A 22701-nucleotide genomic window follows, 5' to 3' on the forward strand; every position below is an offset into this window, starting at 1 on the left:
GCCCATCGATAAGCTGGCTTCTTGCGCGGCGGTGCTCGTTCCGCCGCCCGACAGCAAGGAGAAGAAGCGGGATGGAGACGTACGACCATATCGTCGTCGGCGGCGGTTCGGCCGGCTGCACGGTGGCACATCGACTGGTAAAAGCGGGCAGGCGCGTGCTGCTGCTCGAGGACGGCCCGGAGGACGACAGCCTGTTCATCCGGATTCCGGCGACGTTCATCCGCGTGCTCGGTACGCAGCGCACGGTGACGTTCGAAAGCGAGCCGCAAGCCGGCGCGGCGGGGCGCAAGACCTACGTGCCGCAGGGCCGCACGCTCGGCGGCGGCAGCTCGGTCAACGCGATGCTGTACGTGCGCGGCACGTGCGCCGATTATGACGAATGGGCCGCGCTCGGCTGCGCCGGCTGGGGTTGGGACGACGTGCTGCCGGTGTTCAAGCGCGCCGAATCGCACCTGCGGCTGTCCGAGCCGTTCCACGGCACCGACGGGCCGCTGAAGGTCGGCGACACGCGTTTCCGGCATCCGCTGAGCCTCGCGTTCGTGAAGGCCGCGCAGGAAGCCGGCATCGCGTACAACGACGATTTCAACGGCGCCGCGCAGCACGGCGCCGGCTTTTATCACACGACGATTTTCGACGGACAGCGCGGCAGCACCGCGGCGACCTATCTCGCCGACGTGCTCGGCCACGCGAACCTGCGCGTGCTGACCGGCTGCCGCGTGACGCGCGTGCGCTTCGACGGCCGGCGCGCGACCGGCGTCGAATGGCGCACGGAAAGCGGCGCAACCGGTTCGGCGGCCGCCCGGGCCGACGTCGTGCTGGCCGCCGGTGCGCTCAGTACACCGAAGCTGCTGATGCTGTCGGGCATCGGGCCCGGTGCGCATCTCCATGCGCACGGCATCGACGTGCTGCACGACAGCCCCGAGGTCGGCGCGAATTACCAGGACCATCTCGAAGTGTCGATCTACGGCTACAGCCATGCGCCGATCAGCCTGCTCGGCGAGGATCGCGGGTTGAAGGCGCTGCGCCACGGATTGCAGTGGATGCTGAGCCGCACGGGCCTGCTGACGTCGAACGTCGTCGAATCGGGCGCGTTCGTCGATACGACGGGCGAAGGCCGTCCGGACATCCAGTTCCACGTGCTGCCGACGCTCGTCGGCGACGTCGATCGCGAACCGCTGCCCGGCCACGGCCTGTCGATCAACCCGTGCCTGTTGCGGCCGCGCTCGCGCGGCTCGGTGCAGTTGCGCGGCAACGATCCCGCCGCGCCGATCCGTTTCGACAGCGGCGCGCTATCCGACCCAGCGGACGTCGACGGCCTCGTGCGCGGCGTCGCGCTCGCGCGGCAGATCCTGCGTGCGCCGTCGCTCGCGCGCGTCGTGCGCGAAGCCGAGACGCTGACCGACGACGCGCTGGCCGACTACGTGCGGCACCGCGCGAAAACCGTCTACCATCCGGCCGGCACGTGCCGGATGGGCAGCGATGACCACGCGGTCGTGACGCCGCGTCTCGCGGTGCAAGGGATCGACGGATTGCGGATCTGCGATGCGTCGGTGATGCCGCGCATCGTGTCGGGCAACACGAACGCGCCGACGATCATGATCGCGGAGCGCTGCGCGGAATTCTTGCTGGCGGGTTGACGGCGCACTCCGCGCGGCAATGAACATGAAAGCGGCGCGTGAATCACGCGCCGCTTCGACGTCGGTTTCGCTGCATCAACAGGCGCTGCGCAGCGTCATCGGCGACGCGCCGTAGCGTTCGCGAATCGCGCGGCTGAAGTGCGCCTGGCTCGAGAAGCCCCAGCGAAACGCGATCTCGCCGATGCTCGTCTTGCGCAGCCGCGCATCGGTCAGCTCGCGGTGCGCATGCGACAGCCGCTCGGACCAGATGTGCTGCGTGATCGACTCGCCTTCGGCGGCAAACAGCCGGCTCAGGTGCCGCAACGACAGCCCGACCGCATCGGCAACCGCCTGCGGCCCGAGCTCCGGCTCGCCGAGATGGGTCGCGATGTACTGCTTCGCGGTCAGCAGATACGACAGCGACGCGCGCGACGCACCCGCACCGTTCACTTCGACGTCGATGAGTTCGGCAACCAGCGTGCGCGTGTGCTCGGCGAAGCGCGCGGCCTCGCCCTCAACCGGCTCCTTCATGAAGCGCTCGACGCTCGCGCGCAGCGTCGCGCCGAGCATCGCGCCCGCCCCCGGCTTCGGCGCGATCCGCAGCGGCAACGCCGCCAGCTCCGCATCGAAGCGGTCGTCGAACGTCGTGACCGGAATGTCGATCAGCAGTTGCCGCATCGGTGTGAGGAATCCGAACAGATAAGGCACGCGGGTGTCGTACACGACCACGTCGCCGGCTTCCGCGAGCAGGCACCGGTCGCGCTGGATGAAATACGCGTGCCCGCTCAGGATCTGGCACGCAAACAGCGACTCCTTCGGCAACTGGCGCACCAGCGCGGGGCTGCGTTCGATCACGTGATCGCGGCCGCTGATGTCCGCGACGCCCAGCCCCGGCAGCGCGAGATCGGTTTTCTCGACCTCGAGCCCGGCCGGCGACAGCGACGAGCAGCGCAGCCCGACCAGCGTCTCGGCGTTGAACGCATCCCAGTACGCCATCCGGTCGCGCGCCGGCACGTCGGCCGTCGAGCCTCGCGTGCGTGAAAAAACGGTCGAATTCGTCACGTCGCCTCCTGCTGGCGCCTGTCGTGCGGAGCGGCACGGATTGGGGAAGGGTGCGTCTTGTCGTTGGTGCGGTGCGATGTCCGGCCCGATCAAGCAATTCGTCCAGCCCAGTCAAGAGCGCCGCGCACCGGCTGGCTAAAGTCGTCCCCACGACACCAACCTGCAAGGAGACAAACCGTGGTCGACAAAGCCGTATCCGAATTCTGGCAAAACATCGCGCCGATTGCCAATCCGTTCAAGCCCGATGCGCTGCCCGAAGCTTACATCCAGAACGCGGCCACCGAAGACGAGCGCTATTACGTTCCGTTCACCGAAACGGTTTCGTCGCGGCCGCTGTGGATCTCGCCGTCGCAGAACAAATGGTGCGACATCCTGATGGCGAAGGAAGCGGGGCTCGTGAACCGGCACTACCACCCGCACGAGGTGTTCGCGTACACGCTGTCCGGCAAGTGGGGCTATCTGGAGCACGAATGGACCGCGACGCGCGGCGATTTCGTGTACGAAACGCCGGGCGAAGGCCATACGCTCGTCGCGTTCGATCATCCGGAACCGATGCGCGCGTTCTTCATCGTCAAGGGCCCGTTGATCTGGCTCGACGACGAAGGCAATCCCGACGGCTACTTCGACGTGCATTCGTACATCGCGATGTGCAAGGCGCACTACGAGAAAGTCGGCCTCGGCGCGCAGGCGATCGAGAAGCTGTTCCGCTGACGCGCGACGAGGCCGCCCATGACATCCCATTCCTCCCCCAAACCCGCATGGACGTACGAGAACAGGCTGCTGCTGATCCTGTTCATGACGTTCGGCTTCGTGTTCTTCGACCGCCTCGCGCTGTCGTTCCTGTTTCCGTTCATGTCGGCCGAGCTGCACCTGTCGAATACGCAGCTCGGCATGGTGTCGTCCGCACTCGCGCTGACGTGGGCGCTGTCGGGCGCCGCCACCGGCGCCTGGTCCGACGCGCGCGGCACCCGCAAGCCGCTGCTGATCGCGGCCGTGCTGGGCTTTTCCGTCTGCTCGGCGCTGTCGGGCCTCGTCGGCGGCTTCGCGAGCCTGATCGCGTTCCGCGCGCTGATGGGCATCGCCGAAGGCCCCGTGCTGCCGCTGTCGCAATCGCTGATGGTCGAGAGCTCGACGCCGAGCCGCCGCGGGCTGAACATGGGCCTGCTGCAAGGCTCGGCCGCCGGCCTGCTCGGCGCGATGATCGGGCCGCCGGTCGTGATCGGCATCGCGACCGCGTACGGCTGGCGCGAAGCGTTCTACGTGTCGTGCATTCCCGGCTTCCTGATCGCGTTCTGCATCTGGCGCTGGGTTCGGGAAGTGCCGCCCGGCGGCGTCCGGCATGCACAGGCCGAAGGCACGGCCACGCCCGGCGTGCAGGTCAGCCGCTGGGCGCTGCTGAAGGAACGCAACATCCTGCTGTGCGTGCTGATCAGCTGTTTCTTCCTCACGTGGTTCGTCGTGATCATCTCGTTCGCGCCGGTCTTCCTCGTCGAGAGCCGCCATCTGTCGCCGGCCGACATGGGCGTCGTGATGACCTGCCTCGGCGCCGCGTGGGTGTTCTGGGGCTTCGCGGTGCCGGCGATTTCCGACCGGATCGGCCGCAAGCCGACGATGATCGCGTTCGCGCTGATCGCCGCGATCTGCCCGATCGTGCTGATCCACGTCAATGCGCTGTGGGCGCTCGGCGCGCTCGTGTTCGTCACGTACACGGGCCTCGGCTGCTTCACGCTGTTCATGGCGACGATCCCGGCCGAAACGGTGCCGCCGCGCGCGATCGCCAGCGCGCTCGGCCTGATCATGGGCGCGGGCGAGCTGATCGGCGGCTTCGTCGCGCCGACCGTCGCCGGCTTCGCCGCCGACAAGTACGGCCTGCAGTTCGCGATGTGGACGTCGGCCGCCGGCGCGATCCTCGCGTGCGTGCTGTCGTTCGGTCTCGTCGAAACCGCGCCCGCCGTGCTGCGCAAGCGCGCGCTCGCCGGTGCCGGCGCCCGTCTCGATACCCAGAACCTCGGAGGACGCTGACATGCGTGCACTTCAATGGCACGGCCCGCGCGACATCCGCCTGGCCGATCTCGACACGCCGCGTGCCGGGCCCGGCGAGGTTCGCGTCGCAGTGGCCTATTGCGGGATCTGCGGCAGCGACCTGCACGAATATGCGGACGGCCCGCATGCGATTCCGGTCGGCACCCCGCATCCGCTGTCGGGCCGCACCGCGCCGCTCACGCTCGGCCACGAGTTCAGCGGCACCGTCGTCGAAGTCGGCGCGGGCGTGACGACACTGGCCCCGGGCGACCGCGTCGCGATCGAGCCCGAGTATCGCTGCCACCAGTGCGCGTACTGCCGCTCCGGGTCGTACAACCTGTGCGTGTCGATGGGCTTCGCCGGGCTGATGGGCGACGGCGGGATGGCCGACTTCGCGGTCGTGCCGGCCTACATGCTGCACCGGCTGCCCGACGACGTGAGCCTCGAACAGGCGGCGGTGATGGAACCGGCCGCCGTCGCGCTGCACGCGCTGCGGCGCGGCGAGCTGCGCCTCGGCGACACCTGCGCGGTGTTCGGGCTCGGGCCGATCGGGCTGTTGCTGATCATGCTCGCGAAGCTGCAGGGCGCGACGACGATCGTCGCGGTCGACGTGTCGCCGGAACGGCTCGCGGCCGCCGCGCGCTTCGGCGCGACGCATGCGTTCGACGCACGCTCGCTCGACGCACCGGTGCTGCGCGACGCGATCCGCGAAGCCACGGGCGGGCTCGGCGTCGACGTGAGCTTCGAGGCGGCCGGCCTGCCGGCCACGTTCGAAGCGGCGATGCAGGGGCTGCGCAAGGGCGGCCGTCTCGTGATGGTCGGCCTGATGCCGCATGTGGGCTTCGACGCATTCCGCGCGGTCAACGACGAGCTGACCTTCACGGCCAGCGTCGGCTACCGGCACGTGTACGAAGACCTGCTTCGGCTCGTCGGGTCGGGCGCACTCGACCTCACGTCGATCGTCACGCGCACCGTGTCGCTCGAAGACGCCGTCGCCGACGGCTTCGATGCGCTGCTCGCCGATCGCGCCCAGATCAAGATCCTCGTTGCGCCGTCGCACCGGCCGGCGCGCCCCCTTCACACCCTCGGGAGTATCGAACATGAGCCGCCAGTGGTCGTTTGACGGCAAGACCATCGTCGTGACGGGCGGCACGTCCGGCATCGGCGCACGCACCGCGTTGCGGTTCGCGCAAGCGGGCGCATCGGTCGTCGCGCTCGGGCTCGATGCCACCGGCCCGCATGCGCCCGTCCATCCGGGCGTCCGCCGCGTCGAACTCGACGTGACCGACAGCGACGCACTGACACGCACGATCGGCACGCTGCCGCGCATCGATGCGCTCGTCAACGGCGTCGGCATCAGCCGGCACGCGGACGAATACCGGATGGACCAGTTCGAGTTCGTGCTGAACGTGAACCTGACGTCGGTGATGCGGGCGTCCGACGCCGCGTTGACGGCGCTGTCGGCGAACGGCGGCAGCATCGTCAACGTCGCGTCGATGTACACGTACTTCGGCAGCAAGGATCGCCCGGCGTACAGCGCGAGCAAGGGCGGCATCGCGCAGCTCACGCGCTCGCTCGCGCAGGCATGGGCCGACCGCGGCATCCGCGTAAACGCGGTCGCGCCCGGCTGGATCGACACGCCGCTCAGCAGCGGGCTGATGGCCGACACGCAGGCTTCGCGGCGGATTCTCGAGCGCACGCCGCTCGGGCGCTGGGGCACGGCCGACGAGGTTGCGGACGTGATCCTGTTCCTGTGTTCGCCCGCCGCGTCGTTCGTCACCGGCGCGATCGTGCCGGTGGACGGCGGGTATTCGACGGTCTAGCCGACGCAGTACGCGCGGGCATCGGCGACCGATCGACATCGCCGACGCCCGCGGGATCGACCGGTTCCGTTCCGGGCGCGATCGAATCGGTAGTTTCGCAACACCTTATCTTCATATCAATCAGTAGTCCCATCAAAAATATTCCGGCACGACCGGAAACATGTGAGGAGCACATTGGAGATGACGAAAAAGACCTTGCTGGCCCTCGCGGCCTGCACGATCCCGGCCGCGTCGTTCGCGCAGAGCAGCGTGACGATGTTCGGGCTGCTCGACGCCGGCATCAGCTATGTCAGCAACGAGGGCGGCCACGGCAACGCGAAATTCGACGACAACATATTCTTCCCGAACCTGCTCGGCTTCGAGGGCAAGGAAGACCTCGGCGCCGGCACGCGCGCGATCTTCCGGCTCGTCAATCAGTTCTCGCTCGCGAACGGCTCGATGATCGGCGGCGGGCTGTTCGCGCGCACGGCCTACGTCGGGCTGCAGAACGACCGCTACGGCACGCTGACGCTCGGCAACCAGTACGAGTTCATGGTCGATGCGCTGGCCGCGAGCGGCAACGAGATCGCACAGGATCTCGTCGGGCTGTACGGCTTTCGCAACGGGCCGTTCGACAAGCTCGCGCTGCCGAACAACCCGACCGGCGCCTTCGACTGGGATCGCGTCGCGGGCAGCAACCGCGTCGCGAATTCCGTGAAGTACACGAGCGCATCGATCTCGGGGCTGACCTTCGGCGCGCTGTACGGCTTCGGCAACGTCGCGGGGTCGGTCGGCGCGAACAACACGGTCAGCGTCGGCGCGAGCTACGACAACGGCCCGTTCGGCGCGGGCGCCGCCTATACGAACCAGAAATACGGCGCGGCGGACGGGATGCCGGCCACGAGCGTGCGCAACTGGGGCGCGGGCGCGCACTACACGCTCGGTACGGTCACCGCGAAGGCGCTCTTCACGACCGTGCACAACGCATGGAACGGCGCGGGCGCGTGGTCGGCGGAAGCCGGCGCCGCGTGGCATCCGTCGCCGGCCTGGGTGGTCGGCGCGAGCTACACGTACATGAAGGGCAACGACACGCTCGACAATGCGCACGCGCATCAATTGCTGGCCGCCGTTCAGTATTGGCTGTCCAAGCGCACGATGGTGTATGTGGCCGGCGTGTATCAGCGCGCGAGCCACGGCAGCAATGCGCAGATCAACGGCGTGATGGATGCCGACGGCGCGGCAAGCGGCACGGTGCAGTCGATCGCGCGGGTGGGGTTCAGTACGCGGTTCTGACGCGCCGCACCCTTTGACGAAAATACCCGCCCGGGTCGCCCCGGGCGGGCATTTCCATTGGCGCCACGCCGTCAGAAGCGAATCGTCACCGCCTTCGGCTCGGTGTAGGCGTCGATGAACGACGAACCGTACTCGCGTCCGATGCCGGACCCCTTCGCGCCGCCGAACGGCACGGCCGGGTCGACCAGCGTATGCATGTTCACCCACACGGTGCCGGCTTCGATGCGCGGCACGTAGCGCAGCGCCTTCGACAGGTCGTTCGTCCACAGGCTCGCGGTGAGCCCGAACGGCGTGTCGTTCATCATCGCGATCAGCGCTTCCTCGTCGTCGAACGGCACGAACGCGCCGACCGGCCCGAAGATCTCCTTGCGATACGACGCCGATTCCAGCGAACGCGGCAGCACGATGGTCGGCTTCACGTAGAAGCCGTCGCGCGCATACGCGCCGCCGCCGGTCACGATCGTGTCGCCTTCCGTGCGCGCGAGCTCGAATGCGTCGAGACACTTGCGGAACTGCGGTTCGTTGCAGACGGGGCCGATCATCCCCGCGTCGTCCATCGGGTCGGCCGGCTGGAAGCTGTCGAGACGCGCCTTCATCTTCTCGACCACCTCGTCGAATTTCGAGCGATGCACGAAGAAGCGTTCCGCCGATGCGCACACCTGCCCGCTGTGCAGGAACCCGGCCTCGATGATGCCGTCGAGAATCTTGTCGACCGGCGTGTCCGGCAGGAACGCCGCGGCATTCTTGCCGCCCAGCTCGAGCGTGAAGCGCGTGAAGTTCGCGTTCACGGCTTCTTCGCCGATGATGCGGCCGGTCGGCACCGACCCCGTGAACGACACCTTCGCCACGCGCGGATCGCGGATCACCTTCGAGCCGACCTGGCCCGTGCCGTTGATCACGTTGAGCGTGCCGGGCGGCAGGCCGGCTTCGGTCGCCAGCTCGGCGATGCGCAGCATCGTGAGCGGCGTGAACTCCGACGACTTGATCAGCACCGTGTTGCCGGTCGCGAGCGCCGCGCCGAACTTCCACACCGGGATCATCACCGGGAAATTCCATGGAATGATGCCGAACACGACACCGAGCGGCTGGCGCAGCGTGAACGACGTGTAGCGCTCGCCGTTCATGCTCGGAAACGACGGCGCGAGCGTTTCGCCCGCGATCTTCGTGGCCCAGCCCGCGTAATAGCGCAGCCAGCGCGCGGACCAGCCGACCTCGATCACGCGCGACAGCCCGATCAGCTTGCCCGACTGCGCGGTTTCGATCTGCGCGATCTCTTCGCCGTGCGCGTCGATCAAGTCGGCGAAGCGCAACAGGATGCGCTCGCGATCGGCCGGCGTCAGGCTGGCCCATTCGCCGCGAAACGCGTGATGCGACGACGCGATCGCGGCTTCGACGTCGTCGTCGGTCGCCTGGGCGACCGAGCCGATCACCGCACGCGTCGACGGATCGCGCACGTCGATCCGTTCGCCGCGGCCGGCCACCGCGCGGCCGTCGATGTAGTGACCGTGTTCGCGCGCGAGAAACGTTTTGACTTCGTCCAGCATCCGAACCAGTGCCATCTGTGTTCCTCCGGAAATTCCGTTGAATGTGAAGGTGAGTGTGAAAGGCCCGATCAGGCCGCTTGGGCGATCAGGTCCGATGCCTTTTCGGCGAGCGCGATGGTCGGCGCGTTCGTGTTGCCGCCCGGGATGCCGCCGAGCACGCGCCCTTGCGGCGCTCGACGAGGCGGGTCGCGATCGTGCAGCCCGCCGAGCCGGCGCCAACGACGATGTCGTCGAAAGTGCTATCGGACATCCTGACATGCGCCCGCGGTCGTCCGCACGACGGTCGCCGGCGCGCGCCGCCGCCGCATGCGTCCGTTGCCCGGCCTTCGGCACGGTCTCCTTGAAAATCGGTGGTTGCGTTTCATCGCGCGAGCCAGCCCATGCGATTCGACAGAACAGCTTGCCGACCGCCTGTCGATTCTAGGGACGCGTCGCCCGCGCCGATCGGCGTTGCGTGCACACTTTTGGCTTGAGCGTGCAGATCGATGCGGTGCGATGGGGTGCAATGAGGTCGCGGCAAAACGTGGAGAAACCACGATTGACGCCGTGGGGCCGGGCTCCCGACAATGGCGGCGTCTGAACCCGCGTCGCGGCCGTTTGCATTACCCTTGACGCGTTCCCCGGCCCACTTCCTCTTCCGGCAATGGCACACGAACTCGTCGTCGACGCCAGCAACAGCAGCACGAATCTGCGCGACCTGATCGCGGACAGCTTCCTGCCGCTGATCTTTCACGACACCGGCCCGCAGTTCCGGATGTCGGTGCGCGTTGCCACGGTTGGCGGCCTGCGCATGGCGGACGTCGATACAACGGCGATTCGCGTCGATCGCGACCGCTCGCTCGCGTCGCGCGCCGACCGCGACTGCTACAAGATCCTGTTCCAGATCGCCGGACAAAGCCGCGTCACGCAACGCAACGCGACGTCGACCGTCAATCCCGGCGAGTGGGTGATCTACGATGCGACGCAGCCGTACATGATCGAATCGGCGAACGCGTCGCGCTTCGTCGCCGCGCTGACGCCGCCGAGAAGCGGCACGATGTGGCGCTGGTTCGTGGAGCGGGCGGGCGTGCAGGTGCGCCGGACCGTCGGCAATGCGCAACTGGCGCTTCAATCGATCCATTACCTGATGGACGGGCAGGTGCCGAACGATCCGGAAAGTCTGTTCGGCTTCGAGCAGTCGACGCTGATGCTGCTCGATTCGGTCATCCGCCGCGAGGCGAGCGATTCGCGTATGGGCGCCGATACGCGCAGCGCGACGCTGCGGATGAATGCGGAACTCTATCTGTCGCACCACTACAGCGATCCCGATTTGTCGCCGGACAAGCTGGCGAGCGCGCTGAACGTGTCGCGGCGCACGCTGTACAGCGCGCTGGCCGCGACCGAGCGGACGCCACAGAGCTTGATTCAGGAATACCGGTTGCAGGCAAGCCGGCGCGCGCTGGAAGATCCGGCGGATACCCACCGCACGCTGCTGGAACTCGCGATCGCGTGCGGGTTTTCGGACATCACGCATTTCGGGCGGGCGTTCAAGGCGCGGTTCGGGTGTAGTCCAGGGGCATATCGTGTCGCATACCGCGCGATGCCGGGGGAGTGACGCGCGTCATCGCGCGGTACCGCCGAAACTCGACGCACCGGTCGACGATCAGCGCATCGACGCCGCGCCGCCCGCCTCCTGCATCGCCGCATCCCGGCACTGCGACGGCGTGATACCGAAGCGCCGGCGAAACAGCCGGGCAAAATACGCGGGATCGGAAAAGCCCGACTGCAACGCGAGGCGCGTAATGCTCGCGCCGTCCGCTCCGGTCTGCGACAGCACCTCGTAGCACTTTTCGAGCCGCAGCCGCTGGATCATCGCCTGCGGACTCTCGCCGATCGATTCGAACGCCTGGTAGAGCGTGCGTCGGCAGACCTTCAAGGCTGCCGCCAGGCAGTCGGGCGACAGCGCGCTGTCGTCCAGATGCCGATGAATGTACTGCTGCGCGTCGCGCAGCAACGTGTCGCGAACCTTGCGCCGCGAAGCGGGCGCCGTCCCGTCCGCAAAATCGATTTCCTCGGCGATCAGCGTCGCCACCCGTTCCAGCACGCCGAAGCGGCTGCGCGGATTCATCCGCCGGCCCTCGGCAATCATCGCCTGCAGCGCCGCAAGCGCGACCGCCGCGCCGCCCGCCGTCGGCATCGCGCGGCCGAGCGCGCGGCGGGCCAGCTCCAGCAGCGGATCGTGATCCGCGACTTCGCACAGCATCGTCACGAACTCGCCATGCGTTTCGCTCTGGATCCAGTACGGCCGGCTCGCCTCGTACAGCGTGAAATGCCCTTGCGGCACGACCGCTTCGCACGCGCCCTGTTCGAGTCGCGCGACCCCGCCCAGTTGCCAGATCACCTTGACGTAGCGGTGCTTGAGCGCCCCGCACGCGGCGCGCCCGATCGACGCGCTATGGGCCGCGGCCGCAATGCGCGCCACGCGGCAGCGCGCGTGATCGAACACGTCGACGCTCGCGTCGAATTCGCCGGACGACCCGGCATTGAGCTCCAGCGGAAAGAACCGATGCCGGATGCGCTCCGACCAGCCTGCAATGTCCGCGCCCGGCGCGGGCGGATGAGATCCCGAATCGATCATGACAGTGGCCTCCAGAAAGGTCCGGCTTGCAAGTCCGTTCATTGCGTCGCCGCCTGCGCGTGAATACGCCAGGCACGATGATCGACTCGCCCGACTTTCCGGTCGCATGGCGACGCACGGTCGTCATCCATCGAGGGGATCGAGACGTAGCGTACGACGCGCCGGCCGGAAAAAAAATTCGCACAACTCCCATCCGCGGCCGGATCGCCACCGGACACCCTGAAGATTTCACCTAGTTGCACGGCACTCCTGACGGCTCTGCACGCAAACACATGCGGCCGATGGCGCGACGCGGCAACCTGCCGACGGGTGGAAACCTGCTTCCGTTCGGACACCTTGCACCCGGCTTGCGCTGTCGCGAACACCGCCCGGAGACGAATGGCGGCCGCTCGTGCGCCGCCGGAGGAGACAAACGATGAAACGGCTACGTATTTCCCTGATTCTGTCCGCGCTCGCCGCCGTGCACGGCGCCCATGCCACCGAAGGCGGCGGCTCCGTGTACCCGACCGGTGCGGAAGGCTACCTGTGCTGCGCGCTGCCCCCGCCGGGGCTCTATGCGCTGATCTATGCCGAGCGCTACCACGCCGGCGAACTGCGCGACAACGAAGGCCGCAACGTCGCGCCGCCGGATTTCGGCATCACGGCGTATGCGGTGACGCCGCGCATCGTGTGGGTGACCCCGTACACGTTCGCGGGAGCGTCGCTCGCCATGCACGCGCTGCTGCCGCTCGTCACGCTCGACGTGCACGCGGGCGGCCAATCGCAACGCCAGACCGGCGTCGGCGACATGACGTTCGGGCCGGCGCTCGGCTGGCACGTCACGCCGACGCTCCACACGCTGCTCGCCGTCGATGTCTTCGCGCCGACCGGCCAGTACGACAAGAACGACCTCGCCAACATCGGCCGGAATTACTGGGCGATCCAGCCGATCGCCGGCATCTCGTACGGCGGCCGCACCGGCCCGGCGTTCGACGCCAAGCTCATGTGGACGTTCAACCAGCGCAATCACGCGACGGACTACCGGTCCGGCCAGGAGTTCATCGTCGACTACTCGGCGGGCTGGGGGTTCGGCAACGGACTGACGGTCGGTGCGGGCGGCTATTACTACCGGCAGATGACGGACGATGCGCAGGGCGGGCAGACCATCGCCGGCAATCGCGGCCAGTCGTTCGCGATCGGGCCGTCGATCAAGTACGACAGCGGGAAGGGCTGGTTCGTGACCGCCAAATACCAGATGGAAACCGATGTGCGGAACCGCCCCGAAGGGGCGGCATTCTGGCTCAAGGCCGTGTTTCCGCTGTGACCCGAGAGCGTCCGCGCCGGCTGCGGCCGACGCGGCGGCGGCGCAGGTCGTCCCTGCGCCGCACCGTTCACCGGCCGAGCAGCAGATCGGCGCCGCGTTCGCCGATCATGATCGCCGGCGCATTGGTATTGCCGCTCGGCACCTGCGGGCAGATCGAGCAATCGATCACGCGCAGGTTCGAGAAACCGTGCACGCGCAGCGACTTCTGGTCCACCACCGACGTCCGCGGGTCCGTGCCCATCCGGCACGTGCCGGCCGGGTGATAGACGGTCTTGATGTCCTGACGGACGAATTTCTCGATCGCCGGCAGATCGTCCGGATCGACCCGCGCAGGCGCGACGATGTCCTTCACGTGCGCGCGCAGCGCCTGCGCCGACAGGATCCGGAGCCCCGCCTGGACGGCGCGGATCTGCCCTTCGAGATCGGCCGGATCGCTCAGGAAGTTCGCGTCGATCCGGGGAAGATCCGCCGGATCCGTGCTGCGCAATTGCACCTGCCCGCGCGACTTCGGCTGCAGATGGCCGACCTTGACCGACATGCCGTGTTCGCCCGCCGGCGGCTTCTCCCCCGGCGTATTGTCGAAGTTGTCGAGCAGCGGCAGGAAATGGAACTGGACGTCGGGGCGCCCGGTGCCCAGCGTGTCGATGAACGCGCCGCCTTCGAGGATGTTGCTGGTCAGCAACCCGCTCCTGAAGCACTTCCACTGCAGGAAATGGCGCATCGCCCTGAGCCCTTCGTTCTCGCCATAGAGGCTCGTCGGCGTACGAATCGACGCCTGCACCGACATGTGCAGATGATCGTGGAAGTTCTTGCCGACCGGCAATGCCGCCACCGTATCGATACCGAACGCGGCGAGCTGCTCCGCCGGCCCGATGCCCGACAGCATCAGCACCTTCGGACTCCCGATCGCCCCCGCGCTCACGACGACCTCGTTGCGCACCTGCACCGACACCGGCGCATTGCCGCCTTCGCTGAATTCGACCGCGACCGCGCGCCCCGCATCCGTCTTGATCCGGTGCACGAGCGCGCCCGTCACCACCTTCAGCTTCGCATCGTTGCGCACCGACGCCAGATACGTTCGCGCCGTACTCGCGCGCTCGCCGTTGCGCGTCGTCGTCTGGTAATAGCCGATCCCCTGCTGCACTTCGCCGTTGAAATCGTTGACGTAGGGCAGCCCCATTTCCTGTCCGGCGCGAATGAATGCGGCCGTCAGCGGATGGCGATAGCGGTTCTCGCTGACGGGTAGCGGCCCCGTCTGGCCGTGATACGCCGGCCCCAGGCTTTCGTTCGCTTCCGCCTTCATGAAGTACGGCAGCACGTCGTCGTAGCGCCAGTCCGTGCATCCCCACTGCGTCGCCCAGTCGTCGTAGTCGTCGCGCTGGCCGCGGATATAGATCATTCCGTTGACGGAACTGCCGCCGCCCAGCACCTTGCCCTGCGCGATGATCATCCGGCGATCGTTCGCGTTCGGCTGCGGTTCGGTCATGTACGGCCACGATTTCTTCTGGAACACCATCATCACGCCGCCCGGAATCCGGTGAAACGGATTGTCGTCGCGGGTGCCGGCTTCCAGCAGCAGGACCGAGCCGGCGTTCTGCTGAATCAGCCGCGCGGCAACGACGCAACCGGCGGAACCCGCGCCGATGACGACGTAATCGAAGGTCAGGTCTTGTGTAGTCATGTCAGTCGATAGGGGTAAGCGGGCATGCGATGCAACGCCCGTGGTCTTGTGGTTGTGTGGTCGGAGGGTCCGCGCGCGGCGCGCGGGCCGCTACATCGCGATCGTGACGACCTTCTCTTCCAGGTACGCATCGAGCCCGCTCTGCGACAGGTCGCGCCCGACGCCGCTGTCCTTGAAGCCGCCCCACGGCAGCCGCGCGTCGAGCGGGCTCCATGCGTTCACCGCGACCGCGCCGACCCGCAGCCGCGCGGCGGTGCGGTGCGCGGTGGCGAGGTCGCGCGTCCACATCGATGCGGACAGCGCATAGACGGTGTCGTTCGCCAGCGCGACCGCCTCGTCTTCCGTATCGAACGGCATGATCGTGCCGACCGGGCCGAACACTTCGTCGCGTGCGATGCGCATCGCCGGATCGACATTCGCGAAGACCGTCGGCCGCACGAAGAAGCCCTGCGACGGCACCGGCTCGTCGCCCGCGACCATCGTTGCGCCGTCGCGCAGGGCCGTCGCGATATGCGTCTTCACGCGATCGGCGTGACGCGCACTGATCAGCGCGCCCATTTGCGTCTGCGGATCGAACGGCGTACCGACCTTCACGGAGCGCGCCGCGTGCGCGAGCGCGCCGACGACTTCGTCGTAGCGACGGCGCTGCACGAGCACGCGCGTGCCCGCCGCGCAGGTTTGCCCCTGGTTGACGAACAGCCCCATCGCGACGCCGGCGACCGCCTGCTCGAGATTCGCGTCGTCGAAGATGATCTGCGGCGCCTTGCCGCCGAGTTCGAGCGTCAGCCGCTTGAACGTCGCGCCGGCTTCGCGCGCGATCGTCCGGCCGACCTCGGTGCTGCCCGTGAAACTGATCTTGTCGACGCCGGGGTGATTGACCAGTGCGGCCCCGACCGACGCGCCGATGCCGTGCACGAGATTCACGACGCCCGGCGGAAACCCGGCCTCCGCGGCCAGGTCCGCCAGTGCGCCCACGGCGAGCGGCGCGTCTTCCGACGGCTTCATCACGACCGTGCAGCCCGCCGCGAGCGCCGGCGCGAGCTTCCAGCACGCGATCATCAGCGGCGCATTCCAGGGCACGATCAGGCCGGCGACACCGACGGCCTCGCGCACGGTGTAGTTGACGGTCGGACGCCCCATGAAGCCGCCGGTCGGAATCTGCCGGCCTTCGAGCTTGTCGGCCCAGCCGGCGAAGTAGCGCAGCGTGTCGATCGACATCGGTAGATCCATCATGCGCACCTCCATGGCCGGGCGGCCCTGTTCGCGCGCCAGCAGCTCGACGAAGCGCTCGGCGTCGCGCTCGAGCAGGTCGGCCAGCGCGTGCAGCAATTGCGCGCGCGCGGCGCCCGGCAACCGGCTCCAGGCGCCGCCGTCGAATTGCGCACGGGCCGCGCGCACGGCCAGGTCGACGTCGGCGTCGGTGCCGGCCGCCACGCGCGCGAGCAACTGACCCGTGCACGGTTCGCGTTTCTCGAACCATTCGCCGCGGGCGGCTTCGCGCTGCTCGCCCGCGATCCGGTGTTTGAGGGTGTATTCGGCTGCCATGTCGTTCGTCTCCAGATTGAGGGCCGATCCCGCGCATGACGGCTGGATCGGCTTATCTGGCCCACTGTAGGACGAGGCTTTTGGCGCTGCTGGTACGTCCGTGCACCGGATGCAGGATTCACGTGCATGGGCGGGCGGCGTGGGCCGCCGAAGCAACCCACCATCGAACCCCAAATAATCCCCCTTGACACCCTATCTTTCGATATATATCTTTAGATATGTTTTACGACATATAGGATACGATCATGCGACACAACCCCTCCCGCGGCCATGCCCGATGCGACGGTCATGGTGCGCATGCCGGCCCTGAATGGTTCGCCGGTCTCTGGCACGCGATCGGCCGCCATCGGCGCGGCCACGATCCGTTCGGTGGCGGCCCGTTCGGCGGCCGTGGCGGACGCGGCGGCTTTGGCGATTTCGGCGACGACGGCATGCCGCGCGGCCGCCAGTTCAGCTCCGACGATCTTCAACTGCTGCTGCTCGCGCTCGTCGCCGAGCAGCCGAGCCACGGCTACGAGCTCATCAAGGCGCTCGACACGCGCTCGAACGGCTTCTACAGCCCGAGCCCCGGCATGGTGTACCCGGCACTCACGTATCTCGAGGAAGTCGGCTTCGTCGCGTCGCAGGCGGAAGGCAACCGCAAGCGTTACGCCCTCACCGACGCCGGCCGCGCGCATCTCGATGCGCAGCGCGAACGCGTCGACACCCTGTTCGCGCGCCTCACGCATCTCGCGCGCAAGATGGAGTTCATGCGCCGCGCCTTTGCCGGCGAAGCGGCGGGCAACGAAGCACCGGACGAAGCACAGCCCGGCTGGCTGCCGGAGTTCGTCGAGGCTCGGCTCGCCCTGAAGCGCGCGCTGCTGCACAAGAGCGCCGCCGATGCCGACGAACAGCGTCGCATCGCGGCCATCATGCGCCGCGCGACGGCCGAAATCGAAGGCGGCACCGGCGCGTAACCCGCGCCGCCCCGTCAAACCATAGGAGAACGGATTGATGCAAAACACATCCGAGCGCGCCGTCACCCGCGTGCGCCATACCCTCAAGTTCCGCCTGCTGCAGGTCGTGCGCGTGCACGCCGTGACGCCGCACTTGCTGCGCGTCACGCTCGGCGGCCCCGACCTCGCGGATTTCGAATCGTCGTCGTTCGACGATCACGTGAAGGTGTTTTTCCCGGCGCCCGGCGCCGATCGGCCGGCACTGCCGACACTCGGCGCGAACGGCCCGGAATTTCCGGAGGGTGAACCGAAGCCCGTCGCGCGCGACTTCACGCCGCGCCGCTTCGACCGCGCCGCCTGCGAACTGGATCTGGAATTCGTGCTGAACCATCCGGGCCCCGCATCGCAGTGGGCCGCGCAGGCACGCGTCGGCCAGTGGCTCGGCATCGGCGGCCCGCGCGGGTCGTTCGTGGTCCCGATCGATTTCGACTGGCATCTGCTGATCGGCGACGATACGGCGCTGCCCGCGATCGCGCGGCGTCTCGAGCAATTGCCGGCCGGCTCGCGCGCAGCGGTGGTGCTGGAGGTCGCGGATCGCAGCGCGCAGATCGCGTTCGATACGCGTGCCGACGTGCATGAAATCTGGCGCTTTCGCGCCGAAGCCGAGACGGAGGACGACGACGTGCTGCTGAACGCCGTGCGCGAACTGCCGCTGCCGCCGTCCGGCGACGGTTACGTGTGGGCGGCCGGCGAAGCGCAGTCGATGCGCGCGGTGCGCCTGCACCTGACCGGCGAGCGCGGGGTCCACAAGTCGCGCATCCGCGCGGCGGCATACTGGAAGCGCGGCGCGGCGGCCGTGCACGAGACGCTGGAAGACTGACCGCGAAAGGGCGCGCGCCGGCGGGGTTGGCATCGGCGGCGCGGCTGGTATATATGTATGTCTGCGACGCCGCTGTCGGACGACAGCCGCCGCAGCCCGTACAGGAGCGCCCGGTCATGACAAAAGAAAGCCACGCGTCGCCGTTCCTTCGCAACCTGAAGATCGCCGGATATTGCGGCCTGGCCGCAGTCGTTCTCGCGCTGTTCGTCGCGATGTGCGCGATCCTGAAGGAAAGCTCGCTCGAACGCGACGCCGCGCAACACCCGGGCGAGACGCCCGAACTGCACGAAGCGGGCGGCGGCACGTCCGCTTCGGCCGAATCGGCCAAGACGCCCGGCTGACGGCGTCCGGCCCGTACTTCTCCTGCTTGCCCCGCTTACGGCGCGCGCTCGCGCCCCATCATGACTGCGTGCACCGCGTCGCCGATCCGTTCGAGCGGCTCGACCACACGTTGCCCGTACAGGTGCGCGGCCAGCGCGCCGGCCGTGCCGACCAGCACGCCGCCGGCCATGTCGAACGGCCAGTGCACGCCGGCATACACGCGGCCCCATGCGATCGCCACGGCCATCGCGACCATCACGAACCCGGTCAGCCGCGTCGTACCGGCGAGCAGCATGCCGACCGCGAGGCTCCATGCGAACGTCATGTGGTCGCTCGGAAACGAGCTGTCCGGCGAATGCGGAATCAGTTGCGTGCCGACGCCGGCCATGAACGGCCGCGGGGAGAACCAGAAATGCCCGATCACCTGCGCGAGCAAGAGCGCCAGGCACGTACCGACGCCGGCTTCGATCGCCTGACGCCGCGTCGGCCGCTCGCCGAAGATCCAGGTCAGCAACAGCATGACGGGCAGCGCATAGACGAGCCAGTCGGCGGCGAAGATCGCGAGGCGGGCCACGCCGGGGTTCGGCGCGGCGCCGGCATTGATGGCGGAAAACAGGGTGAGATTGAGGTTCTGCATGAATCCGGTTGCGTGAAACGTAAGGGGGGGACCGGTCGCGCCGGTCGGATGCGAACGATGCTAGTGCTCACTCGCTTAAGGGGTGCTTAATGCGCCGGGCGACCTGCACCGGTGTCCGGATCGCCTGAACCGGGGCCGGGGCCGGTTCGTCGCGGCGAACGCACTTAGAGCCCGCACCGCAACACAAGTTCACACAATTGTCACATTCCCGCGCGACCTTCTCCCGGAAACCCTCACCACTTATCCCGTAAAGGCTCACCCTTTTCACATCGTGGCGTCATTGACGCGTGCGAAGATCGGGCCGCCGGGCGCAATCCACGCCGTTTGTGTCGCTCGCCTCAACATTTACATCGCTGATACGTCGAAATCGGCAACAATTAATTCCAGATGCGGCATCGCACAACGGCAACGCACAGGCATACGATTACGACCACTCATCCACGAAGCGATCAACAACAAGGAGTCCGCATGAAACCCAGCGATGTCCGATCGAAAGCGTTTGCGATGCCGTTGACCAGCCCCGCGTTCCCGATGGGCCCGTACCGTTTCGTCGATCGTGAGTTTCTGATCATCACGTATCGCACCGATCCGGATCGTCTCCGTGAAATTGTCCCCGAGCCGCTGCAGATCACCGAGCCGCTCGTTCATTACGAATTCATTCGCATGGCCGATTCGACCGGCTTCGGCGACTACACCGAAAGCGGCCAGGTGATTCCCGTCGAATACAACGGCCAGGCCGGCGGCTACACGCTCGCGATGTATCTCGACGATCACCCGCCGATCGCCGGCGGCCGCGAGCTGTGGGGTTTCCCGAAGAAGCTCGCATCGCCCACGCTGCACGTGAACACCGATCACATCCTGGGCACGCTCGACTACGGCAAGGTGCGCGTCGCGACCGGCACGATGGGCTACAAGCACAAGGAACTCGACATCGACGAGCAGCTGAAGCGTCTCGCCGGCCCGAACTTCCTGCTGAAGATCATCCCGCACGTCGACGGCACCGCACGCGTGTGCGAACTGGTGCGCTACTACATGCAGGACATCAAGATGAAGGGCGCGTGGACGGGCCCCGCATCGCTCGAACTGGCGCCGCACGCGCTCGCGCCGGTGGCCGATCTGCCGGTTCTCGAGATCGTCGAGGCACGCCACCTCGTAGCAGATTTGACACTCGGCCTGGGCGAAGTCGTCTACGATTACCTGGCTCAGTAACACGTCCGCAGTCCTTTCTCCCTGTCAATCCTTTCACCACGGGAAATTCGAAATGAGCAACCTGAATGGCAAGACCGCAGTCGTCACGGGCGCCGCGAGCGGCATCGGCAAGGAAATCGCACTCGAACTCGCGAAAGCGGGCGCGGCCGTCGCGATCGCCGACCTGAACCAGGACGGCGCAAACGCGGTTGCCGACGAGATCAACAAGGCAGGCGGCAAGGCAATCGGCGTCGCGATGGACGTGACCAACGAGGACGCGGTCAACAGCGGCATCGACAAGGTGGCCGAAGCGTTCGGCTCGGTCGACATCCTCGTGTCGAACGCAGGCATCCAGATTGTCAACCCGATCGAGAACTACTCGTTCGCCGACTGGAAGAAGATGCAGGCGATCCACGTCGACGGCGCGTTCCTGACGACCAAGGCCGCGCTCAAGCACATGTACAAGGACGATCGCGGCGGCGTCGTGATCTACATGGGCTCGGTGCACTCGCACGAAGCGTCGCCGCTGAAGTCGGCGTACGTGACGGCCAAGCACGGCCTGCTCGGTCTGGCACGCGTGCTGGCGAAGGAAGGCGCGAAGCACAACGTGCGCTCGCACGTGGTGTGTCCGGGCTTCGTGCGCACGCCGCTGGTCGACAAGCAGATTCCGGAGCAGGCGAAGGAGCTCGGGATCAGCGAAGAGGACGTGATCAAGAAGGTGATGCTGGGCAACACGGTCGACGGTGTGTTCACGACGGTGCAGGACGTCGCGCAGACGGTGCTGTTCCTGTCGGCGTTCCCGAGCGCCGCGCTCACCGGCCAGTCGTTCGTCGTCAGCCACGGCTGGTTCATGCAGTAACGCCCCCGCCTCCCCTCCCCGACGGGGAGGCGACTCCCGCATCACCGCTCATTGTCACGATGGAACGCGGCGTGCCGCCGATCGGCGTCACTCCGTTCCTCTCCGCCATCCATGGCGGGATTTCTCGGAGTCATTGATGAAACCGCACGCGCGTACAGAAAAGCAGGCCGTCGATGCGGCGGACCTGCATCACGAAGCCGGCGCGCCGGCCGCTGCGCGGTCGCTGCCGTACGAAACGATCGCGCTCGTCCTGCAAGGCGGCGGCGCGCTCGGCGCGTATCAGGCCGGCGTGTTCGAAGGTCTGCACGAGGCGGGCATTCCCCTCGACTGGATCGCCGGCATCTCGATCGGCGCGCTCAACACCGCGCTGATCGCGGGCAATGCCCCCGAACATCGCGTCGAACGGCTGCGCGAATTCTGGGAAACGATCTGCCAGCCGGCGTTCTTTCCCGCGATTCCGGCCGCGTTCGAATTCGCACTGTTCAACAGCATCGACCAGGTCCGCACGTTCTTCACGGCGTCGCAAGCCGCGAGCGCGATGATGCAGGGCCAGCAAGGCTTCTTCGTGCCGCGCTTCCCGCCGCCGCTGCCGGGCGTGGCCGATCATCCGGAAAAGATCAGCTGGTACGACACGTCGGCGCTGCGCGCGACGCTGCTCAAGCTGTGCGATTTCGACCGGATCAACTCGGGCGAGACCCGCGTGTCGGTCGGCGCGGTCAACGTCGGCACCGGCAACTTCGTGTACTTCGACAACTCGCGCGTTCGCCTCGCGCCCGAGCACTTCATGGCGTCCGGCGCGCTGCCGCCCGCGTTCCCGCCGGTCGAGATCGACGGCGAGTACTACTGGGACGGCGGCGTCGTGTCGAACACGCCGCTGATGGAAGTGCTGCGCGCGCGTCCGCGCCGCGACACGCTCGCGTTCCAGGTCGATCTGTGGAGCGCGCGCGGGCCGCTGCCGCGTACCATGGCCGACGTCGCGGAACGCACGAAGGACGTGCAGTATTCGAGCCGCACGCGTTTCGTCACCGACACGCTGCAGCGCGAACAGCGCTACCGCAACGTGCTGCGTCACGTGCTCGACCAGGTGCCGGAAGAGCAGCGCAAGAACGACCCGTGGTGCATCGAGGCTGACGCGATGTCGAGCGGGAAGAAGTACAACATCCAGCACCTGATCTATCAGCAGAAGGCGTACGAGCACCACTACAAGGACTATCAGTTCGGTCTGTCGACGATGCGCGACCACTGGTCCGCAGGCCTCGACGACATCCGCAAGACGCTCGCGGTCAAGGACGGCCTCGCGCTGCCCGTCAACGACGCGGGCTTCGTTACGCACGACATTCACCGCCGCCGGTAATGCCGCGTGCGACGGCCCGGCGCGATGGATGCGCCGGGCCGT

General features: G+C 67.4%; 20 protein-coding genes. 14 read left to right on the forward strand and 6 right to left on the reverse strand.

Going from position 1 to position 22701, the window contains the following annotated elements; all coding sequences use genetic code 11:
* Window positions 1-71: 71 nt before the first annotated feature.
* The gene (locus BME24068_RS03960) at window positions 72-1637 is read left to right on the forward strand and encodes a GMC family oxidoreductase (protein ID WP_174925215.1); all 1566 of its coding nucleotides are present in this window, start codon (window positions 72-74) and stop codon (window positions 1635-1637) included.
* 75 nt (window positions 1638-1712) lie between these two features.
* Here BME24068_RS03960 and BME24068_RS03965 read toward each other — a convergent pair whose 3' ends face one another.
* A complete protein-coding gene (locus tag BME24068_RS03965) occupies window positions 1713-2678 on the reverse strand; it encodes a helix-turn-helix domain-containing protein (RefSeq protein WP_174925216.1) in 966 nt (321 codons plus the stop codon).
* A 177-nt stretch (window positions 2679-2855) separates the two neighbouring features.
* Between BME24068_RS03965 and BME24068_RS03970 the strand changes: the two genes are divergently transcribed.
* The 5 genes from BME24068_RS03970 (at window position 2856) to BME24068_RS03990 (ending at window position 7795) form a co-directional block, all read left to right on the forward strand.
* Window positions 2856-3389, forward strand: coding sequence for a 2,4'-dihydroxyacetophenone dioxygenase family protein (locus BME24068_RS03970; RefSeq protein WP_096500984.1), 534 nt, complete (start codon window positions 2856-2858; stop codon window positions 3387-3389).
* An 18-nt stretch (window positions 3390-3407) separates the two neighbouring features.
* Window positions 3408-4700 carry an MFS transporter gene (locus tag BME24068_RS03975; RefSeq protein ID WP_174925217.1) on the forward strand — a complete coding sequence of 431 codons (1293 nt, stop codon included), beginning with the start codon at window positions 3408-3410 and terminating at the stop codon, window positions 4698-4700.
* 1 nt (window position 4701) lies between these two features.
* The gene (locus BME24068_RS03980; RefSeq protein WP_174925218.1) at window positions 4702-5823 is read left to right on the forward strand and encodes a 2,3-butanediol dehydrogenase; all 1122 of its coding nucleotides are present in this window, start codon (window positions 4702-4704) and stop codon (window positions 5821-5823) included.
* Window positions 5801-6523, forward strand: coding sequence for an SDR family NAD(P)-dependent oxidoreductase (locus BME24068_RS03985; protein ID WP_174925219.1), 723 nt, complete (start codon window positions 5801-5803; stop codon window positions 6521-6523). Before BME24068_RS03980 ends, BME24068_RS03985 begins: the two co-directional genes overlap by 23 nt.
* Window positions 6524-6703: 180 nt before the next feature.
* The gene (locus BME24068_RS03990) at window positions 6704-7795 is read left to right on the forward strand and encodes a porin (RefSeq protein ID WP_096500992.1); all 1092 of its coding nucleotides are present in this window, start codon (window positions 6704-6706) and stop codon (window positions 7793-7795) included.
* 71 nt (window positions 7796-7866) lie between these two features.
* On the opposite strand, the gene BME24068_RS03995 is transcribed toward BME24068_RS03990, so the two are convergent.
* The gene (locus BME24068_RS03995) at window positions 7867-9354 is read right to left on the reverse strand and encodes an NAD-dependent phenylacetaldehyde dehydrogenase (RefSeq protein WP_174925220.1); all 1488 of its coding nucleotides are present in this window, start codon (window positions 9352-9354) and stop codon (window positions 7867-7869) included.
* Between the two features lie 628 nt (window positions 9355-9982).
* On the opposite strand from BME24068_RS03995, the gene BME24068_RS04005 reads away from it, so the two are divergent.
* Window positions 9983-10933, forward strand: coding sequence for a helix-turn-helix domain-containing protein (locus tag BME24068_RS04005; protein ID WP_174925221.1), 951 nt, complete (start codon window positions 9983-9985; stop codon window positions 10931-10933).
* Window positions 10934-10981: 48 nt separating this feature from the next.
* Here the strand turns inward: BME24068_RS04005 and BME24068_RS04010 are convergent, their stop codons facing one another.
* A complete protein-coding gene (locus tag BME24068_RS04010) occupies window positions 10982-11956 on the reverse strand; it encodes a helix-turn-helix domain-containing protein (RefSeq protein WP_239007631.1) in 975 nt (324 codons plus the stop codon).
* A gap of 415 nt (window positions 11957-12371) precedes the next feature.
* On the opposite strand from BME24068_RS04010, the gene BME24068_RS04015 reads away from it, so the two are divergent.
* Entirely contained in the window at window positions 12372-13259 is an 888-nt protein-coding gene (locus BME24068_RS04015; protein ID WP_174925223.1) for a SphA family protein, read from the forward strand.
* Window positions 13260-13326: 67 nt separating this feature from the next.
* Here BME24068_RS04015 and BME24068_RS04020 read toward each other — a convergent pair whose 3' ends face one another.
* Both BME24068_RS04020 and BME24068_RS04025 read right to left on the reverse strand, forming a co-directional pair.
* Window positions 13327-14940: a GMC family oxidoreductase gene (locus BME24068_RS04020; protein ID WP_174925224.1), complete on the reverse strand. Its 1614-nt coding sequence runs from the start codon at window positions 14938-14940 to the stop codon at window positions 13327-13329.
* A gap of 90 nt (window positions 14941-15030) precedes the next feature.
* Window positions 15031-16485, reverse strand: coding sequence for an aldehyde dehydrogenase family protein (locus BME24068_RS04025; protein ID WP_174925225.1), 1455 nt, complete (start codon window positions 16483-16485; stop codon window positions 15031-15033).
* Between the two features lie 245 nt (window positions 16486-16730).
* Between BME24068_RS04025 and BME24068_RS04030 the strand changes: the two genes are divergently transcribed.
* The 3 genes from BME24068_RS04030 to BME24068_RS04040 all read left to right on the forward strand — a co-directional run bounded on the left by BME24068_RS04030 (window position 16731) and on the right by BME24068_RS04040 (window position 18641).
* Window positions 16731-17441: a PadR family transcriptional regulator gene (locus BME24068_RS04030; protein WP_174925226.1), complete on the forward strand. Its 711-nt coding sequence runs from the start codon at window positions 16731-16733 to the stop codon at window positions 17439-17441.
* A gap of 37 nt (window positions 17442-17478) precedes the next feature.
* The gene (locus BME24068_RS04035; RefSeq protein WP_174925227.1) at window positions 17479-18300 is read left to right on the forward strand and encodes a siderophore-interacting protein; all 822 of its coding nucleotides are present in this window, start codon (window positions 17479-17481) and stop codon (window positions 18298-18300) included.
* 116 nt (window positions 18301-18416) lie between these two features.
* Window positions 18417-18641, forward strand: coding sequence for a hypothetical protein (locus BME24068_RS04040; protein WP_096501010.1), 225 nt, complete (start codon window positions 18417-18419; stop codon window positions 18639-18641).
* A gap of 35 nt (window positions 18642-18676) precedes the next feature.
* Here the strand turns inward: BME24068_RS04040 and BME24068_RS04045 are convergent, their stop codons facing one another.
* Window positions 18677-19258, reverse strand: coding sequence for an undecaprenyl-diphosphatase (locus BME24068_RS04045; RefSeq protein ID WP_174925228.1), 582 nt, complete (start codon window positions 19256-19258; stop codon window positions 18677-18679).
* 468 nt (window positions 19259-19726) lie between these two features.
* Here BME24068_RS04045 and BME24068_RS04050 point away from each other — a divergent pair, with 468 nt between their 5' ends.
* The 3 genes from BME24068_RS04050 to BME24068_RS04060 all read left to right on the forward strand — a co-directional run bounded on the left by BME24068_RS04050 (window position 19727) and on the right by BME24068_RS04060 (window position 22659).
* Window positions 19727-20467: an acetoacetate decarboxylase gene (locus BME24068_RS04050; protein WP_096501016.1), complete on the forward strand. Its 741-nt coding sequence runs from the start codon at window positions 19727-19729 to the stop codon at window positions 20465-20467.
* Window positions 20468-20519: 52 nt separating this feature from the next.
* Window positions 20520-21305: a 3-hydroxybutyrate dehydrogenase gene (locus tag BME24068_RS04055; RefSeq protein WP_115531340.1), complete on the forward strand. Its 786-nt coding sequence runs from the start codon at window positions 20520-20522 to the stop codon at window positions 21303-21305.
* Window positions 21306-21441: 136 nt separating this feature from the next.
* Entirely contained in the window at window positions 21442-22659 is a 1218-nt protein-coding gene (locus BME24068_RS04060; RefSeq protein ID WP_162826148.1) for a patatin-like phospholipase family protein, read from the forward strand.
* The last annotated feature ends 42 nt before the right edge of the window (window positions 22660-22701 follow it).

Origin of the sequence: Burkholderia anthina (assembly GCF_902498995.1) — a bacterium.
Lineage (GTDB): Bacteria > Pseudomonadota > Gammaproteobacteria > Burkholderiales > Burkholderiaceae > Burkholderia > Burkholderia anthina.

What these genes read in the sequence shown, in the direction of transcription:
- BME24068_RS04045 (WP_174925228.1), bottom strand. Translation starts at nt 19,258, where the DNA reads ATGCAGAACCTCAATCTCACCCTGTTTTCCGCCATCAATGCCGGCGCC.
- BME24068_RS04035 (WP_174925227.1), top strand. Translation starts at nt 17,479, where the DNA reads ATGCAAAACACATCCGAGCGCGCCGTCACCCGCGTGCGCCATACCCTC.
- BME24068_RS03960 (WP_174925215.1), top strand. Translation starts at nt 72, where the DNA reads ATGGAGACGTACGACCATATCGTCGTCGGCGGCGGTTCGGCCGGCTGC.
- BME24068_RS03975 (WP_174925217.1), top strand. Translation starts at nt 3,408, where the DNA reads ATGACATCCCATTCCTCCCCCAAACCCGCATGGACGTACGAGAACAGG.
- BME24068_RS04015 (WP_174925223.1), top strand. Translation starts at nt 12,372, where the DNA reads ATGAAACGGCTACGTATTTCCCTGATTCTGTCCGCGCTCGCCGCCGTG.
- BME24068_RS04025 (WP_174925225.1), bottom strand. Translation starts at nt 16,485, where the DNA reads ATGGCAGCCGAATACACCCTCAAACACCGGATCGCGGGCGAGCAGCGC.
- BME24068_RS04005 (WP_174925221.1), top strand. Translation starts at nt 9,983, where the DNA reads ATGGCACACGAACTCGTCGTCGACGCCAGCAACAGCAGCACGAATCTG.
- BME24068_RS03985 (WP_174925219.1), top strand. Translation starts at nt 5,801, where the DNA reads ATGAGCCGCCAGTGGTCGTTTGACGGCAAGACCATCGTCGTGACGGGC.
- BME24068_RS04020 (WP_174925224.1), bottom strand. Translation starts at nt 14,940, where the DNA reads ATGACTACACAAGACCTGACCTTCGATTACGTCGTCATCGGCGCGGGT.
- BME24068_RS04055 (WP_115531340.1), top strand. Translation starts at nt 20,520, where the DNA reads ATGAGCAACCTGAATGGCAAGACCGCAGTCGTCACGGGCGCCGCGAGC.
- BME24068_RS04010 (WP_239007631.1), bottom strand. Translation starts at nt 11,956, where the DNA reads ATGATCGATTCGGGATCTCATCCGCCCGCGCCGGGCGCGGACATTGCA.
- BME24068_RS03995 (WP_174925220.1), bottom strand. Translation starts at nt 9,354, where the DNA reads ATGGCACTGGTTCGGATGCTGGACGAAGTCAAAACGTTTCTCGCGCGC.
- BME24068_RS03980 (WP_174925218.1), top strand. Translation starts at nt 4,702, where the DNA reads ATGCGTGCACTTCAATGGCACGGCCCGCGCGACATCCGCCTGGCCGAT.
- BME24068_RS04040 (WP_096501010.1), top strand. Translation starts at nt 18,417, where the DNA reads ATGACAAAAGAAAGCCACGCGTCGCCGTTCCTTCGCAACCTGAAGATC.
- BME24068_RS03990 (WP_096500992.1), top strand. Translation starts at nt 6,704, where the DNA reads ATGACGAAAAAGACCTTGCTGGCCCTCGCGGCCTGCACGATCCCGGCC.
- BME24068_RS04030 (WP_174925226.1), top strand. Translation starts at nt 16,731, where the DNA reads ATGCGACACAACCCCTCCCGCGGCCATGCCCGATGCGACGGTCATGGT.
- BME24068_RS04050 (WP_096501016.1), top strand. Translation starts at nt 19,727, where the DNA reads ATGAAACCCAGCGATGTCCGATCGAAAGCGTTTGCGATGCCGTTGACC.
- BME24068_RS04060 (WP_162826148.1), top strand. Translation starts at nt 21,442, where the DNA reads ATGAAACCGCACGCGCGTACAGAAAAGCAGGCCGTCGATGCGGCGGAC.